This window comes from Paenibacillus antarcticus, assembly GCF_001637225.1.
In the GTDB taxonomy this organism is placed as follows: domain Bacteria; phylum Bacillota; class Bacilli; order Paenibacillales; family Paenibacillaceae; genus Paenibacillus_AQ; species Paenibacillus_AQ antarcticus.
In genome coordinates this window covers 203,969-222,913 of sequence record NZ_LVJI01000007.1, presented here as the reverse complement: position 1 = coordinate 222,913, position 18,945 = coordinate 203,969, and the positions used below count along the sequence as shown (strand labels likewise).

Annotated in this window: 8 protein-coding genes and 1 riboswitch; of the genes, 6 read left to right on the top strand and 2 right to left on the bottom strand. The window is 41.7% G+C overall.

All coding sequences use genetic code 11. The annotated features are described in order from the left end of the window. Positions 1–269 precede the first annotated feature (269 nt). From PBAT_RS06675 to PBAT_RS06660, 4 genes are all read left to right on the top strand, one after another. Positions 270–1,364, top strand: a complete 1,095-nt coding sequence (locus PBAT_RS06675) for a polysaccharide deacetylase family protein (RefSeq protein WP_068647795.1) — start codon at positions 270–272, stop codon at positions 1,362–1,364. A gap of 193 nt (positions 1,365–1,557) precedes the next feature. Next, a riboswitch (cyclic di-GMP riboswitch) is annotated at positions 1,558–1,641 on the top strand. A 155-nt stretch (positions 1,642–1,796) separates the two neighbouring features. After that, positions 1,797–7,613 (top strand): NPCBM/NEW2 domain-containing protein, encoded by a 5,817-nt coding sequence (locus tag PBAT_RS06670; RefSeq protein WP_068647793.1) that lies wholly within the window; start codon positions 1,797–1,799, stop codon positions 7,611–7,613. Between the two features lie 301 nt (positions 7,614–7,914). Further along, complete coding sequence (locus PBAT_RS06665; RefSeq protein WP_068647791.1) at positions 7,915–12,291, top strand: RCC1 domain-containing protein; 4,377 nt, start codon at positions 7,915–7,917, stop codon at positions 12,289–12,291. A 312-nt stretch (positions 12,292–12,603) separates the two neighbouring features. Continuing rightward, positions 12,604–13,665, top strand: coding sequence for an endonuclease/exonuclease/phosphatase family protein (locus tag PBAT_RS06660; protein ID WP_068647789.1), 1,062 nt, complete (start codon positions 12,604–12,606; stop codon positions 13,663–13,665). A 69-nt stretch (positions 13,666–13,734) separates the two neighbouring features. Here PBAT_RS06660 and PBAT_RS06655 read toward each other — a convergent pair whose 3' ends face one another. Further along, complete coding sequence (locus PBAT_RS06655; RefSeq protein ID WP_068647787.1) at positions 13,735–14,526, bottom strand: HAD family hydrolase; 792 nt, start codon at positions 14,524–14,526, stop codon at positions 13,735–13,737. A gap of 341 nt (positions 14,527–14,867) precedes the next feature. Here PBAT_RS06655 and PBAT_RS06650 point away from each other — a divergent pair, with 341 nt between their 5' ends. Both PBAT_RS06650 and PBAT_RS06645 read left to right on the top strand, forming a co-directional pair. Next, on the top strand, positions 14,868–16,016 hold the full coding sequence (locus PBAT_RS06650; RefSeq protein WP_246168327.1) for an amino acid deaminase/aldolase: 1,149 nt from the start codon (positions 14,868–14,870) through the stop codon (positions 16,014–16,016). Beyond that, a complete protein-coding gene (locus tag PBAT_RS06645) occupies positions 16,004–17,344 on the top strand; it encodes a D-arabinono-1,4-lactone oxidase (protein ID WP_068647783.1) in 1,341 nt (446 codons plus the stop codon). The genes PBAT_RS06650 and PBAT_RS06645 overlap by 13 nt, the downstream gene beginning before the upstream one ends. Before the next feature lie 233 nt (positions 17,345–17,577). On the opposite strand, the gene PBAT_RS06640 is transcribed toward PBAT_RS06645, so the two are convergent. Continuing rightward, positions 17,578–18,759: a MalY/PatB family protein gene (locus PBAT_RS06640; protein ID WP_068647781.1), complete on the bottom strand. Its 1,182-nt coding sequence runs from the start codon at positions 18,757–18,759 to the stop codon at positions 17,578–17,580. Positions 18,760–18,945: the final 186 nt, after the last annotated feature.

Here is an 18,945-nt window from a genome sequence, read left to right as displayed (position 1 = left end):
TGAAACTGCGTTGGTAGGCGGTATGTCCGTAATTATATTAATCCTGGTCAAGCTACTGACGCACCGTAATTAGGGTCTTGAGGGCTCTGGCTTCTCGGGTATCTCTCTTGCAGGGCCAATCAGACAACTGTTCGCTAACGTGACACATTCCAGTGCTGCCACGTTAACGGCATGGGGACAAGCTCGTTTTTAAGTGAGAACAACATTAGAATAACGAGCCGTTCTGGTGTATAATGCGGTCAATCACACGATAGAAAAGAGGCAGGATTATGTCAGCTGAAGCGATTTTCCAAGGTAATGTTAATCAAGCAATCTGTGCTTTCACATTTGATGACGGGCCTGCTCAACTTCCACTTGAATTATGGCTTGATATTCTTGAGGAGGAAGATGTAGTAGGTACTTTTTTCTTCACTGGAGAGTGGATGAATCGGTATCCTGATAAAGCGAGAGAAATCCTTTCCCGCGGTCATGTGCTTGCCCCTCATACATATCATCATCGTCGGATGGCACAGGTGCCAAAATCCGTATTTATAGAGGAGTTACAATTAACTGAATTGGCTTACCAGGATGCAACGGGACTTCCCTGCCCAAGTATTATGCGCTTTCCTTATTTTTCGTTTGAACAGGACAATTTGGATTGGCTAGAAGAGTGGGGGTATCTTGATATTGAAGGTTTCGATTCTTGCGATTGGGACGGTCGTTCTGCAGAAGGCATAATAGCAAAAGTCGAACCGAAGCTTGATAAAGGGGCAATTATCGTGATGCATAGTAATGATATTGCGAAGGGAACGCCTGAGGCATTAAGGGAGCTTATTCGAATAGCAAAGGAAAAAGGACTAAGAGCTGTAGGTATACCTGAGATATTAGATTCTATTGGAATAGAAGTGGGTTACAGGTCTTGGAAGCTTACGGTGAAGGTTCCTGTGGAGTTAGAGCATCCTGTAGAGAATTGGGTTCCGGTGAAAGATGATCAAATGTTGTCCGAGCTTGCAAGCCAGACGGTAGAATGGAACATTCCACAGTATACGATGCAATTCACTTCCGAGAGCGAATGGCTTGAACATTTGGAGACACCTCTTCAGGAATTTGGCATGAAAGAGGATCGCGATCTATTTACGATACAGGGTAGTGACGGCTCCTACTGGGGGTATGTACGCGCTGGATACACAGAAGACACGCTTGTACTGTTAGATTATGCGTCTAAGGAGTCACAGGCAGATACATTAGTGTATCTTCTTCGCTGGGCTGTGGAGACAGCCAATCGCCTTGGGTTATCTCGGATTGAGGCAAGACGGGATATTCGCCGAATGAATGAGATGTGCAGACAATTAGGTTTACAATCAGAGATTAAAGAAGATCAATAATTCAATAAAACCCAGTTCTAAAGTATTAACCGATCTAGTCATAGATTAAGAGAACTTGGTTATCTTGTTTTTGTATATAGGTGCTAGGTAATGGAGATCATCCATCAGACAAATCAAAAAGTAAGTTTGAGTACCTACGTAGATATGATCCCAATTATTCATGTAATGAAATGTAATGCATGATACTCTTTGTAATGTAATAAGGCAAACCTATAGAAATATAGGGACGCAAAGCTAAAGGGACTAAGGTTCATGACTATGTCAGCCAGCTGCCAAAGAGTATTTCATGCTTTTTGTTTCTTAAGGTTTAATAAAAATGGTGTCTGAATTTTTATACGAACTTATGAACAATCAAGCTACTCTTAGGGGTAGTTTTTTTTATGGAATTTTTAGATTATCGGTCATAATAATAATTCATCGGGGGTAGGCAATATGAAGAAAATGATTGCGATTGCAACATCTGCAGCTATGTTGGTCAGCTTTTCAAGTGAGGCAGGTTATGCTCTAGCAAGTGAAATTCAAAAGACGAATGTAGTGAATACGGTGCTAGAAAGCCGCGTAAGTACAGCAAGTGATGCATCCGTTGTTCCGTTTGACCTTTACGGTAAAGAGGTTCTAAGTACATATAATGAAGTATTTAAAATGAATAATGCAAACATTAAATCAATAACGAACAATGGCGGTAACTATTCCGGATCTCCAATTGGTAAGGCGATAGACGGAGATGTGAATACGCACTGGGAAACAGGCAAACCGAATACATCAACATTCAGCAATGAGATCGTTATTCTTTTGAATGAATCGACAGAATTAGATAGAATCGTGTACGCAGCTAGACAAGTAGGTGCCAAAGGAAAAGGATTTGCAAAGGAATTCGATATTTATAGCTCGACTACCGAAGCAGGAGACAATTTCACGTTAGTATCCTCTGGTGAATACAAAGGCTCAACAGGAGATGTTGTTGAAATCCAATTTGCAACCACAGCATTTAAACGAATCAAATTTGTATACAAAAAGGCCGATCAAGATTGGGCAAGTGCAGCAGAGTTTTCTTTCTATAAAGAAGATGCTGTGTCAGATCAAATGAAACGTCTATTTACCGATGATACATATAGTCAAGTGAGTGCGGAGTTTAATACCTTAGACAAATTAGTAGCTTTAGAAAATGAAGTGAAGTCACATCCACTATACGCTCAGTTTCAAGCAGATATTGAGAATGCAAAAATACTTCTAGATAAACATCAAATTGAGTCAGCAACAGCAAAGGTTTCTAAATTAAAAGGGTATGGCACAGAATATGAAGCGGCTTATAGTGAAGCCTATCGTATGCCTAATTCAAATGTATCCAAAGTAACAGCAAACGGTGGAAGCTACCCGGGTACGAAGCCAGAATATATGCTAGACGATCAAGCGAATACACATTGGGAGACGAATAGAAATAATGATGCTAACTTTACGAATGAAGTGGTGTTTGAATTAGCAAATCCTGAAGTGTTAGATAGAGTTGCATTTCTAGCTAGAGATAATAGAAAAGGATTCCCAGAAGCTTTCGAAATCTATGCATCTGTAACGAGTAAGGGAGACACGTTCCAACTTGTATCTAGCGGCACTGCGACAAGTACGAATGATTTCTTAGAATTCAAGTTCGAGCCAACGAAGTTTAAGAGAGTGAAATTCAAGTTCACCCAAGCGAATATTAATCGACCGTTCGCAGCGGAATTTAGATTTTATAAAGAAGATCCAGTTAGTGATAAGGTAATGGGTATTTTTACGGATGGAACGATGAGTGCAGTAGTTCCTGAGTACAATAGTATAGCTTCAATAAATACGCTAGAAGAAGCAGCTAAGGTACACCCGTTATATCCGATTCTTAAAGATCAATTGGAATTAGCTAAGGGAATCGTGAATGGTGAAGTGCAAATGGAAGGTACGATTATTAAGGCAGAGCAACGTGGAGATATGAAGAAGCATGCTTCGCAGAATTTGAGAATTGGATTTGGTACGAACAATCAGCCTACGGGATTGGTTGCTATGCCAGGGGATCAAATTAACGTCTATGTGGATGCAGATGCTAATGGTAAATTACCTTCTTTAGTCATCTCGCAACAAGAGGGGCCTTGGAACAACTGGGCAAGAGGCGTACAATTACGACCAGGTAAAAATACGATCACTGTACCTGAATTTGAGAAGAATTCATATTATGCGTTTGATGTAACCAAAGGTGGAACCGTCTATATCGTCAATCCCTACACGGCTGAAGAGCAAGGGAAGGCACCTACGATTCGATTCGAAGGCTTAGAGAGAATACCTTTCATGACGAAGGATACGAATCCGGATCAATTCAAAGCTTTCTTAACAACATATAAACAACGATTAGATGAAGATAAAGCAGCACACCCGAATGTGTTAGATCGAGAATTGATCGATGTCGTAGAAGTGGTTAGTGAGCATGTTATTTTTACAGGAACGGCTACGGAAGCTTATAACAAGTTCATTACGCAAGGAAATAACCCTATGGATACCGTAACGGGCTATGATTCTTGGATGAAAACAATCTTTGATTTCTATGGTCTAGATGGCAGCAGTGACATTCATGATGCTAAGCTAATTCGTGAGAATATTAGATTGATGCAACCTTATGGCGCTATGTATGCAGCGGGTGATCATACTGGGATTCAAGGCGGCACCGTCGGGACGATGTTAAGTAATTTCAATGAGGTTTATCCAGGTTGGGGATTGAATCATGAAATAGGGCATCGTCTAGCGATGGGGGAACGAGAATATGGGGAAGTAACCAATAACATGGTGTCCATGTTGATGTCTGTCGCTGCTGAGTCGATAGATGACCGCATACCCTACGAAGAAATTTATAAATATGTTATTGAGGAAAATAAAGTTGTTATGAATCAACAGGGGCTATTTGCACAACTCGGAGCCTATTGGCAGTTGGAGATGGCACATCCGGGATACTGGACAGAACTAACCAGGATCTACCGAGATCGGAAGGTATCCCTACCAAATGGCGATAATTCGAAGCAGCAGTATCTGGTTGAATTCTCTTCTGAAGTGCTAGGTCTGGATCTAAGTAGTTACTTTGCTAGACATGGATTCACAGTGAATCCTGAGACCAAAGCAAAGGTAAGTAAGTATCCAGCTCCCCAAAAGTTTTGGTATTTAAATAATACGGTCATTAACTATAATGGAACAGGAATAGAAGATAAGAATGCTTCCATTAAAGTAAGTGTCAATTCAAATGCGACTGCTAAATCGAACACGCTGAATTTCAGTATGGATAAAGCCTATAAGAAGGATTTCTTAGGTTATGAAATTTATCGAAATGACATACTGGTAGGATTTACTGGTAATAATCAATTCGTAGACAAAAATGTAGATACAACGATTAATTATACGTATAAGATCGTTGGTTACGATAAGAAATTGAATACGCTGAAGCCAGTTGAGGTTAAAGCATTCAAACCGACTTTATCCATTGAAGATCATGTCACATTAAAGCTTAATCAAACGTTCGATCCTATGAGTTATGTCAAGGCGATTAACTATCAAGGAAATGATATTACGAGTGAAGTCGTGATCACAGCGAATAATGTGGATGTAACGCAAAAAGGAAGCTATAACATTGGTTATAAGATTACGAATCAAGGGGTAACAGAATCTAAAACGGCAAACGTTACGGTAACGAGCGAGTATGCGTATATTTCAGATTTGAATGCCAAATCTGTAAGTGTCGGCTACGGTGATTTCAAGAAAGACAAGTCACCTGCCGGTGGAACGATTACGCTTGTTAGACAAGGTCTTACTGCAACCTATGCAAAAGGGGTCGGCGTACATGCTAACTCTGAAGTTGTATATGACATTGAAGGTAAAGGGTATGACTTCTTTGAAAGTTATATCGGTATCGATCAAGCAGTGAAGGGACAAGCATCCTCAGCAACCTTTGAAGTATTTGTAGACGGAGAGAAGTTGTTGAACAGCGAAGTGTTCGGATCAGGAACGGAACATGAATTTGTGAAGATACCTGTGACAGGCGCAAGAGAAATTAAGCTTGTTACAACAGATGCTAAGGATAACGGTAATGGATCAGATCACACCGTATGGGCAGATGCTAAGTTTACGAACAATTCAAGTAAACCTACGATTACGATACCGGGAGAAACCACATTCGTAATGTTAAATAGCGAATTTGATATTCTGAAAGATGTGGTGGCGGTTGATACCGAAGATGGTAACTTAATCGGCCAAGTTCAAGTCAAAACGAACGGTTTCACTACCCATAAGACAGGTACGTACAGTGTAGAGTTAACCGTTACAGACCGGGATGACAATACAACGACGAAGACGAGAGAAATCGTAGTGTATAGTGCGAGTAAATTCTTGAGTGATGTGAACTGGGAATTAGCAAGAACAGATTATGGTGTAGTTAGAAAAGACAAAGCTAGCACCAACAGTACGATTAAGTTACTCGTAAATGGTGCAACGAAAGAGTTCGCCAAAGGAATCGGAACACATGCCAACTCTGAGATTGTATATAATCTTGCGAATACGAACTATGAATATTTTGAAACACTCGTAGGTGTTGATCGGAATATACCAGAGCAGACCAACTCGAGCGTGATCTTTAAATTGGTAGCTGACGGGAAAGAAGTATATAACAGTGGACTGATGAAATATGGGACTGAGGCTAAAATTGCTCGCATACCGGTTAAAGGTGTTCAACAATTACAACTAATTGTCGATAACGCAGGCAACGGAAATGCTTCAGATCATGGCGATTTTGCAGATGCGAAGTTCATCATCTTGAACAATGCACCAGAACTCACAATACCTAAATCTGTATCCACTAAAGTAGGACAAGCTATAACGGTACAAGAAGCTTATTCAGCCATAGATGCAGAAGATGGCGATGTCACTTCTAAAGTAGAGGTTACTGGAGAAGATCGCGTTAACTTCAACAGAGCTGGAGAATATCTAATTACGTATACCGTTACCGATAGTGATGGGAATATAATCACAAAGACAAGAACAATCGCTGTTGTGAACATGGAAGACTCTAAATATTTAACCGATTATGATTGGAATTCTACTCAGAATAGTTACACAGCTCCGTTGAAAGACATCTCGATTAGTGCTAAGACGCTAAGATTAACGGATGCTAACAATCAGGAAGTCGCCTATGCAAGAGGAATTGGGGCACATTCTAACTCCACAATTGTGTATGACTTGAGCGACAAGAATGTTGATTACTTCACTTCATTTGTTGGGGTAGATCGACAAATGTTCGGTTCTATTGGTTCTGTAAGCTTCGAAGTCTTCGTCGATGGTGAGAAGAAATTCGATACTGGCATCATGAATTCAAGAGATCCACAGAAATTCATTGAAGTGGATATTAACGGAGCGAAAGAACTGAGATTAGTTGTGACAGACGGTGGAAATGGAAATGGATCTGACCATGCGACATGGGGCGATGCGAAATTACATTTTGCCAATGCAGATAGACTGTTCACAGCAGATCTTACACAAGCGATTGACAATGCGAAAGCAATTGATCTTGATGGATATACTTCTGAGAGTATTACAGCGCTAAAAGCTAGCATAACAAGAGCGGAAGAAGCCCTGGTTAATCCAGCCGTTACTCAAAGTGAAATAGATGCAGCGAATGAAGCATTAAAGTCAGCAACAGAAGGTTTGGTCAAGATAGACTTAAGCCAAGTCATTACTGTACAAGATAAGTATTTAAATGCCTCCATTAAGAAAACGTTAGGAGTAACGGGGGATCTCACGCTTGGTGATATGTATCAATTGACGACGTTAACAAGTGAAACAAGAAGAGCTAGATCCCTTGAAGGGTTACAGCATGCGAAAAACTTAGTGACGCTCGATATTACGGGGAATGAAATCACTGACTTCTCTCCTCTGCAAGGTTTAACGAAACTAGACAACTTGATGGCTGATCCTCAAATGGTTGAAGTAGGATATGTACAAGGACCTATCGCTAAAGTGGAAAATCTGGTTAAAGGGTTAGATGGGAACAAAGTAATACCTAATTTAGTAGGCGTTAGAAATAATAAAACGATGAAAGATATCGTGATTGATGTAAGTGCTTGGGCGGAGAATCCTGATACGTTTACAATAGACCTCTCGAATGAAGATAAGGGACTCTACACGTTAGGAATGACTTATCAAGTGCAGGGAAATCTCGTGTACCTTATTTATATGATTGATCATAAGTAATTTGTAGAACGATTGAGCGCCAGTGGATAATCTATTTTTTAAAATAGATTATCCACTGGCGCTCTTTTATTTAGGTTTGCGATGCTGCTCCGGCTGTGTAGTGTTGAAGCGACTACCTTCCTTTATCAAAAAATGCTGATAATCGGCAATATTCGAGTTTTTGTGAGAATTTTGTGAGAACAGTTTTATATGATAGATGAGCGGAATATCTGTAGTCCGTAACAAGTGAATTACCAATGTAAGCTATAGAACTGAAACAAGGCTTTTGAAGTGATTCTAAAAAAAAAATGGATGGTGAATTATGTATAATAAAATTATTTTTAAGAAATCACCTGTTTTATTGATGGTTATTTCTATGTTTTTAGGACTAATACCAGGCTGGAATTTAAGTGTTGAAAAAGCCTACGCAAACGAAACTAATACGTATACCCAGATTGATTCAGGAGGATATCATACCGTAGCCTTGGATTCTGCTGGGAACGTATGGACTTGGGGTAATAATGAAGAGGGACAATTGGGCAATGGTACCCAGACACAAAGTAATGTACCTGTGAAGATTGAAATAACAGAAGGTGGATCTCCTGTCACAATAGTGAAGGTAGCTGGAGGGGCACAACATACGGTGGCCTTGGACGAAAGTGGTCATGTATGGACATGGGGGGTTAATAGCAAGGGACAGCTAGGAACGGGTGAAACTTCAGCTCCTGTGTTATCGCCTGCGAAGATAAGTGGCATATCTGATGTGCAGAATATAGCAGCAGGTGCTCATCATACAATAGCCATCAAAACAGATAATACGGTCTGGGTATGGGGGGACGATTATTATGGTTCTCTGGGTGTTGAGCTGGAAGGAATCACCCATCCTATGCTTAACTACAGTGCTGGCCCCGTACAAGTATTGAATGGGGGTAGTCCTTTTACGGCAAAATTTATCTCTGCAGGAGATAATCAAACCTTGGCCATAATGGGAGATGATACTCTTTGGACATGGGGGCGCGATGGCACCACTGTAGAAAAGCTGTTACCAACGAAGGTTACAAAAGCCGATGGCAGCGATTTGAAAGCTAAAGTAGCAACTGGAGGGAATGATTTTTCCGTTGCGTTAGCTACAGATGGTATAGCTTGGACATGGGGTGATAATTATAGCGGCCGATTGGGCGATGGTACTGAAGAGGATTCAGATGTTCCTGTACAAGTGGTAGGTCTTTCAGGAGTGACCGACATCGCTGCAGGATATGCCCACGTTGTGGCTATAGATTCTATAGGAGATGTATGGACGTGGGGACTTAATCGCTTTGGACAGCTAGGTAATAAAAGTGATATGAACGCGAGTGTGCCGGTAAAAGTAAGAAATAAGGATATGTCTTACTTTACAGGTGCTACAACAATAGCTGCAGGCGGAACTTGGATTGATAGCCATACATTAGCGATAAAAGACGGTGAAATTGTAAGCTGGGGGGCAAACGGTTTTGGTCAATTGGGAGATGTTACAGTAGGGCCTTATAAAAATTATGCAGAAGACATAGGGGAGGACCTCTATGAAGTCGTTTTCGACTCACAAGGAGGAAGTCCAGTACCTAGTCAAACGGTTGAATCTGGAGCTACTCTTACTGTACCAACCCCACCGACAAAAGAGGGTTATAATTTCGTGGGTTGGTATATATCTGTATTTGAACCTGATTATGTAAGAGACGGTGGAATAAATAACGAGCCATGGGACTTTGGAACTTCAGTAGATTCAAATATGACACTCTATGCTGAGTGGTTAGACTCTTCAATCGTCGAAACAAATTTCGAAGGAGACTTGACTACCGAGCAAATGTTCATTAGACCTTTGACTCCTGCGGATAACGGGGTTGAAGGTAGTGATTATGATGACGTCTATTCGGGGGATCAACTTTTCCCTGGCGATGAGGAAAGAAATTATTTTATCAAAAAATTTGTGCCAAGCGTTACAGGTGAATATACCATTGAAGTAATAGATGACGGGGGCCTTGATACATTTATGCTGATTTATCAGGGAAGTTTTGATCCAGTACAACCACTAGTAAATGCTATAGCGGCCAATGACGATTCCGACTATGAAGATTCAAGAATACCAGACCAAAGTCTGACGGCTGGAACAGACTACTATGTTATAATGACCAGCTATAGTAACGGCGAAACCGGACATGTTAAATTTAAAATATCTGGTCCGGGGGGCGTGTTGGTGACTGACCCTGGAGCAGCTGCGACACCGGTTATCGAACCACAGCCAGAGGACGAAACGGTAACAGAGGGAGAAACAGCAACCTTTACAGTACAAGCTACCGCTTCAGACAACGGTACACTCACATACCAGTGGCAGGAGTCCACGGATAACGGAGTTAGCTGGAATGATCTTGATGGAAAGACCAATGCAAGCTATACCACAGAGGCACTTGTCATAGCTGACACTGGAAGCAAATACAGAATTGTGGTAACGAATACAAAGGGTGCAGGTACTGCAACTGCAACATCAAATGTAGCAACCCTGACGGTGAATGAGGCAGCAGTAGGGCCAACAATCACAACTCAGCCACAGAACCAGACGGTAATCGAGGGACAGACTGCTAGCTTCATGATAGTAGCAGAAGGAACTTCACCACTTACCTACCAGTGGAAGAAGGATGGAATTGATATTTCCGAAGCAACCGCGCCAATGCTGACCATAAGCAAGGCGCAAGCGGCCGATGCAGGAAGTTATACTGTAGAGGTATTAAACCAGGTAGACAGTATAACCAGCAGCGTTGCAACTTTGACAGTAAATAAGCCGGGATCAGTAGATCTTTCTTTAATACCGGGAGACGCTCATGTGAACTTAAGCTGGAACAATGTACCTGAAACAGTTACCTATAGTGTATACAAAGATAATTCATTTATAGATACTGTAAGCGGTAGCGTGAATACCTATGATGTAACCGGACTTACAAATGGAATAACCTACAATTTTGAGGTTAAGGCATTGGATAATAACGAGGTTGTTATTGGTGAATCTGGTCAGATTAGTGCAACACCTATGACTGTTCCTGGCGTACCGACAGGCATAAAAGCTACAGCAGGCAATGGAGAGGCTACAGTAAGATTTACAGCACCTTCTGATCATGGGGGAAGTCCGATTACAGGATATGTTGTACATTCAAATCCAGGTAATATTACGGCAATAGGGACAGGTACAACCATTCAAGTTACAGGTTTGACAAATGGTACTACGTACACATTTAAAGTTAAAGCAGTAAATGCTGTCGGAGATGGTCAAGAATCGTCCGCCTCCAATGAAGTAACACCATACAGGCCTTCAAGTGGAGATGGTTCAGGAGCTAACATAAGTCCAACACCACCAACACCATCAGTAGAAATTATTACGGTAGACGTCGAGAATGGTGCAAAGAGCAGTGGAGATGTAGTTGCGAAAGCTGTTATTCAGCGCACGACAATGCCGGATGGACGCAAGAAGGACGCAGTAAATTTAACGCCTGAACAGGCAAGCAAGGCGATCAAGCAACTCGTGGAAGCTGGATCTGATGCTGCAAAAATTGTAATTCCCGATCCCAAGGATGAGGTCGCGGAATTAAATGTTACCGTTCCTTTGTCATCAATAAAGACTTTAAAGGAAGGTAAAGTGAGTCTGGAGATTAATACAAACAATGTGCGTATTATCATTCCGAATAGTTCAATGGAAGGACTTAAAGACGATGTATACTTCCGACTCATACCGATCAAAGCAGAGGCTGAGCGTAAAGAAGTGGAACAACGGGCAAAGACAGAGAAAATTGTACGTGAGAAGGCTGGAAATAATAACATCAACGTGATTGGACGCCCGATGACGATTGAGACCAATTTGCAGAGCCAGAAAGTCACACTGGTTCTACCGTTGGGTGAAGTCAAACTTAGCAAAGAGAACCTCAACAATTTGGGGATATTCATTGAACATAGTGATGGGGAGCGGGAACTGGTAAAAGGTGAAGTGATTGCCTACGATGCATCTGGTAAGCTTGGTATTCGTTTTACCGTCAACAAATTCAGTACGTTTACGATTGTTCAGATGCAGGGATCGCAGCACAAAGCCTATATCAAAGGATATCCAAATGGTACCTTTGGTCCAAACCTGAAGATCACCCGTGCTGAAATGGCAGCGATAATCACACGTGTATTTGATAAAGAAGAGCAGCAACATTCCTTATCCTATATGGATGTTAAGGCATCTCATTGGGCAAAAGGATCTATCGATCAAGTCACACGTATGGGAATCATGAAAGGGTATCCGAATGGAAGTTTTAAGCCGGAGCAAACGATTAGCCGTGCAGAAATGGCAAATATCGCATTCAATCTAAACACGAATAACGTGGTTAGCGGTGGTGGGGATTTCTCGGATATCACCAACCACTGGGCGGAGTTGTCGATCTCGCAAGTAAAGGCAAAAGGAATTATTGAAGGTTATGAGGATGGTACATTCCGTCCGAATCAAAGTCTTACCCGCGCAGAAGCGGTTACCATCATTAATAAGCTTCTTGGCAGAGGCCCTTTATTCGGGGCAGAAATGAAATGGGTTGATGTCCCAGCACAATTGTGGGCTTATGGGAATATTCTAGAGGCATCCCTCGACCATGGTTTTGAGAAAGTTGAGAATGGCGAGAAACCTTGGGTTCCTACACCATAATTATTCACAATAAAATAGAAGCCGCATCGCTAAAGGAGTAGAGTAACTCCAAGCGTTGCGGCTTTTATTTTGTAGAGTATGTTCTCTATGTTCTACAAAGTCAAAGTCTCCGCCTATAACATCATCAAATGATTCCTATTCTATTAAGTAGAGCATTGATCGTAACTGCGCAAACTTTATTGTATTGCCTCGAAGCGTATATATTAGCATGTAAAATGAAATCACAAATCTCCATTATATGGTTCACTCTCAGGAGCATCAATGCTATTATACTGAGGAGCTACTTAAACAAGGGAGGTTAGGATAATAACCATGATCAAGAATTCTTTAAAGTGGTTAGGTTGGATCATAGTCATATTAGTTGCAATTGTCGCTATATTTCTTATCTATGTTACGGCGGTTGATTACAAGCCGGCCGCGCAAATACAGCTCCAGACGGATAATAACAACGGCAGTGAGCTGAAGCAAGGTGAACCATTCACAGTCACGACCTTCAATATTGGTTATGCGGGGCTTGATCAGGGACAGGACTTCTTCATGGATGGCGGAACGATGTCACGTTCCAGTAGCAAAGAGCAGACAGAAGAGAATCTATCGTCTATTGGTACTGTTGTGAAAGAAACCCAGTCCAATATATATATACTGCAGGAAGTCGACAAGAACGCCTCCCGTAGCAATTATATTAATGAAGTTGCTGAACTAGGGAAGTTACTGCCAGAATACAGTCGTACATATGCACTCAATTATAAGGTGTCATGGGTACCCGTTCCGGTGTTGCATCCGATGGGTTCAGTAGAAAGTGGATTACTCACGTTGTCCACGTTTCAGAGTACATCCAATACGCGATTCGATCTTCCTGGGAAGGAAAGCTGGCCTGTGCAACAGATGGAATTAGACCGTGCATTTATTGCAAGCAGATTCCCAGTAGACAACGGCAAGGAATTAGTATTGATTAATCTACATTTATCAGCGTTTGATAAGGGTGGTGTAATTCGCAAGCAACAACTGGACTTCCTATCGAATTATATTAGACAGGAGACAGAGAAGGGGAGTTATCTCGTGATTGGCGGTGATTGGAATCATTCCCTCCCTGGAACAGATCCAAATAATTTCGCTTCACAGCAGGGGTGGCCGGAATGGCTACAATCATTCCCCGAAACCTTCAGTGCAGATGGCTTCCAATGGGCTAATGATCCAACGATTCCTAGCGTAAGGACGCTTGATATACCTTATCAAAAGGGTGTGAATTTCCTCGCTGTCATTGATGGTTTTCTCGTATCTCCCAACATCGAGGTTGTAAGTGTGAAGGGGCACGATCTGAGCTTTAAGAACAGTGATCATAACCCGGTCACAGGGAGTTTTAGGCTGAAATAAGTATAAGGAATTGACGAAAGGGCACCCAAATCGGATGCCCTTTTTATTTATGTATTTTAGTGTGTGAAGTTACATGGAGAGTAGTAGGGGATGAAGTTCACTTAAACTTAGAGCTTCACGCGTTGGATGTATATGGTCGGGTTTAGGGCTATTCGAACGATTGATCCAAATACTCGGAATATTGGAACGATTGGCTCCGAGTATATCGGTGTACAGATTATCTCCAACCATTACGACTTCATGTGGTTCAAGATTGAGTAAACCTATAGCATGGCGAAAGATAGATTCTGAAGGTTTACCTTCTCCGAAATCACCTGAAATAATGATATGTTCAAAAAAAGAAGCCAGTTCTGGGACGCTGTCCACTTTCTCTTGCTGTAGATCTGGCGTTCCGTTGGTTAACAGGAGAAGGCGATAATTGGAACGAAGCAGGGTAAGTGTTTCGAACATGTCATCATAAATAAAAGACCTTTTTCTACGCTCTACGGGATAACGTTCGGCAAGAAGTAGCGCTAAGTCTGGATTATATTGACCTGAGTGTTGCAGGGCCGCATGCCATGCGTTAAATCGGTAGGTGGGAGCTTCAACCCGCATTGTATCAAACATCGGATGATCTCCTGCATCAAATCGAGCCCAAAGTGCTTCCAGTGCTGTGACTTCTATGGAACTAGCGAATTCGAAAAAAGTGGAACTGGTGAATTGTACCTCGGCTTCCCGGATGATGTCATATTTGAGCTTAGCGGGAGAAATGGTTGTTATATCATTCGATGCCAAGAGACAAGTGGCATTCAAAGCTTCATCATTCGAGCGTTTGTCCCAATAAAGAGTATTGTCCAAATCAAAAATGATCGCTTGTATCATATGGTTTGTGTCACCTTTCCTGCGGTTTGTTTCTTAATTATTAGTGAAAAAAACCTGCGGTGTCAATGGAAAGTCACATTCAAAAGGTTTTCCCACACCGTGATGACATGAGGAACGTCTTCCCACAATGGTCCATATATTCTTTTATTGGAAAGGTAATTAATAAGCAATGATTTCGTAGGGCGTCCACAAGGGCGCCCTTTCATTTCGTTATACGAATAAAAAGAATTCTTCTATTAGAAAGTGAAGAATACGATGTATGGAGGATGATATATACATAGAACGGAGGATGGCCTATTCAACTCCCCCATTATGAGCAGTATAAAGAGATTTTCTCGCAGGTGGCTAAGCCCTTTGCTTATGTGAATCTTGACTTATTGGATGACAACGTTAGAGCCATTGCAATTGCAGCAGGGGACAAGAAGGTACGTGTTGCAAGTAAATCCATAAGGTCCGTAGAGATTCTTCGCCGCATTCTCAATTCGGACGATGTTTTTCAGGGTGTGATGTGTTATACGGCAAGAGAAGCTGACTTTCTAATTCGGAATGGCTTTGATGATTTGCTACTAGGATATCCCGTATGGGATAAGAACGACATTATTAATCTATTACAGGCGACTGATCGTGGCCATATGATTGTATTTATGGTGGATTCGATTCAACATGTGGAACATATAGAGCAGCTTGCAGCAACATTAGGCATACAAGCGGCTGTCTGTCTGGATATAGATATGTCCACCGATTATCCGGGATTACATTTCGGTATATGGAGATCACCAGTAGCTTCTTGGTCACGAGCTAAGCCAATTGTTGAACGGATTACGCAATCGAAGTGGGTAAGGTTGGATGGTGTAATGGGCTACGAAGCACAGATCGCCGGTGTTGCGGATCATACCGCTGGGCAATGGTTAAAGAATAGAGTTATCCAGCAATTGAAGCTAGGGTCCATTCGAGAAGTCATGAACAGACGTGAGGAAATATTGCAGGGTATTCAAGCATTAGGAGTGGGATTGCGATTTGTAAACGCTGGCGGTACAGGAAGTATGAGTAGTTCCCGATTGGAACGGGGTGTTACGGAGATAACCGTGGGTTCTGGTTTTTATTCTCCGACGTTATTTGATCATTATGCTGGATTTCAATATTTGCCTGCTGCTGGCTATGCAGTGGAAATTGTCCGAAAGCCTCGAGCAGATATGGTGACCTGCTTAGGTGGAGGATACACAGCATCAGGTGTTGTTGGAATGGATAAAGCTCCGCAACCGTATTTGCCTGAGGGATTAAAGCTGATTTCGTTAGAAGGGGCAGGAGAAGTGCAGACGCCTCTTCGATGTCCAAAAGGTGTACAGCTTGCACTAGGGGACCCCATATTCTTCCGTCATGCTAAGGCAGGGGAATTGTGTGAACGCTTTTCCAAGCTGTATGCGATATCTGGAGGATTCATCGTTGACGAGTATTTAACCTACCGTGGAGAAGGGGAATGCTTCTTATGACAGAACGCCGGAAGAAATGGACTAATTGGTCGGGATCCGTCACTGCAACTCCTGAATTGGTTAAGTATCCGACAACGATAGATGAGATTGTAGAGATTGTTCATAATGAATGTGTTATAGGTGGGAAGTATTTACGTATGGTTGGGTCCTCACATTCATTCACGCCTGTTGCTGCCTCCGATCAGGTGCTCGTATCCTTGGACGGTTTGCAAGGCATTGTGAGTATGGATGTCGACCAAGCGACGGCTGTCGTCTGGGCAGGAACAAAATTAAAGCTGTTAGGTGAATTGCTGCACGAGAGTGGATTGGCTCAAGAAAATCTGGGGGATATTGATGTTCAGTCGATTGCAGGCGCGATAAGCACAGGAACCCATGGATCGGGACATCGTTTGGGCAGTATCGCTACTCAAGTGATAGGAATAACCGTTGTGAATGGCTTGGGAGAAGTGATGGAGTGTACAGAGCAATCACATCCTGACGTATTTAAAGCGCTGCAAGTTTCTCTTGGTACACTAGGGATTATCGTTCAGGTAAAGCTCCGATTAAGGAAATCTTATGTACTCTCCTATGAAAGTAAACGAATGGATTTGAGTGACTGTTTGACGCAGTTACCGGGATTGATCGAGAGAAATCGACATTTTGAGTTCTTTTGGTTTCCTTATGCGGAGGCCTGTCAGGTCAAGCTGATGAATGAAACGGGGAGTCCAATATCGATTAATAAAGTGAGTGACTTTGTGAATGAGAGACTCATTGAAAATACGTTATTTGGTCTATTATCGGGGATGTGTAGACTGTTCCCCGCAGTGAGTTCTACGATAAGCCGAATAAGTGCATCGAGTGTACCGATTATGACGAAAGCAAATTACAGCCATAACATATTTGCAACGCAAAGAACGGTTCGTTTCAATGAAATGGAATATAGTCTTCCCGCTGATTGTATGACTGCGGTAATCCGTGAAATGCGAGAGGCAATGGAGCGGGAGAAGTTCCATGTTCATTTCCCTATAGAGTGCCGATATGTAGCGGCAGATGATATTTGGTTGAGTCCGGCTTACGGTCGTGATTCTGCCTATATCGCAGTCCATATGTACCGCGGTATGCCGTATGAACGTTATTTCCAAGTGATGGAGGAAATTTTCCTTCGCTATGAAGGCAGACCCCATTGGGGTAAAATGCATACACTTAAAGCAGCTGATTTAAAAAAACGTTATCCCATGTGGCAGCACTTTGAAGAAATAAGGGAACAGATGGATCCTAATCATGTGTTCTTAAGTCCTTATATGAGTGAGTTGTTGGAGGATGAACCGGGTCGGACTGAAATAACGTAATTTGAGTTGGGATCATTTATTTCAGTTTATTTAATTGTCGTAGGGGTCTATGCGATAATGATCCCAAGCGAGTATATCTGAAATATCTATCAATATAAAATTAATTCTGGAATAAAATAAAAATAAGCTCAACTATTTTTTTAATAGTTGAGCCTCTCATAAGTTTCTGGTTCAGGCGCATCAATTTGAACAGTACCCGTGGTTGCGCCATCTGTATTAATCGTCCTTATTGTCTATTCAAACAATGTAGCGATTCTTTCTAATGCCTCTTCTAGAGTTGATCTCGGGCAGGCGAAATTAATTCGCATATAACCCTCACCACCTAAACCGAACATAGTTCCATTATTCAGCAGAACCTTCGCCTCTTCTAATATTTTTTTATCCAGCTCTTCATAGATTGCTGTTTCTTTGAAATCCAACCAAGCCAAATAAGTAGCCTGTGGTTTGATGAATCTAACATTAGGCATTCTTTCCTTTACGAACTGATTAATAAAGTCCGCATTCGATTCCAAGTACGTTAATAACTGATCCAGCCATTCAGCCCCTTCTTCCGAATACGCTGCTGTGGTTGCCACGATTCCGAATAGGTTCTGTTCCGTAAGGGAAGACTTCTCTATCTCTAGATCGATTTTTTCTTTTATATTAGGATTAGGGATAATAATATTTGAAGTTTGTAGTCCCGCTATATTAAAAGTTTTGCTAGGTGCCGTGCAGATGACAGCATTATTCGCAAATTCTTCTCCCAATAGAGCGTATGTCATATGTTTATTTCCTGACATAATCAAATCGTTATGAATTTCATCAGATATCACAATGACACCGTTCTGGTTGCAGATCTTGCCCATCTTACGGAGTTGTTCGCTGCTCCATACCATTCCCATGGGGTTATGAGGGCTACACAGGATAAGCATCTTCGTCAATGGATTACTAGCCAATCGTTCCAACTGATCATAATTCATTTCGTAATTACCGTTAACTAATAGTAAAGGATTGTTTGCTACGACTCTATTGTTGTTCTCAACTGTACTTCTGAATGGAGAATATACGGGTTCTTGAATGATGACCTGATCTCCTTCATTGGACAAGGCTCTAATCATGAAGTTTAATGCAGGAACTATCCCAGGTGTAATCGTAACCCACTCTTCTTTAATCTCCCAGTCATGTCTCGATTTCTGCCACCAAGAGAGAGCTGCATAGTAATCTTCAAGCGGAGAGCTGTATCCAAAGATCCCATGCTCTACTCTTGTCTTTAAAGCATCTATGATGACTTCCGGAGCTCGGAAATCCATATCTGCAACCCACAGTGGCAGTATGCCATCTCCGTCAAAACCTCTCATTTTTTTGAAAATAGCAGGATCCCATTTGGTGGAGTTGGTATTCTCTCTTGCAATCGTAGTGTCAAAATTATATTTCATGATAGTATCCTCCAAAATAAAGTAATGTTTTTGAAATGTGCGTTATGGCGTTTATTTCTACGGATATTTCGACAATAAATATGGTATCAGTATAAACTTATTATGAAGATGAGACAAAGAAATTATATTCTAAGATAACGCTATTTCTATGTAAGTAAGCTTGAGAGATGAGTTTGATAAGGAGCT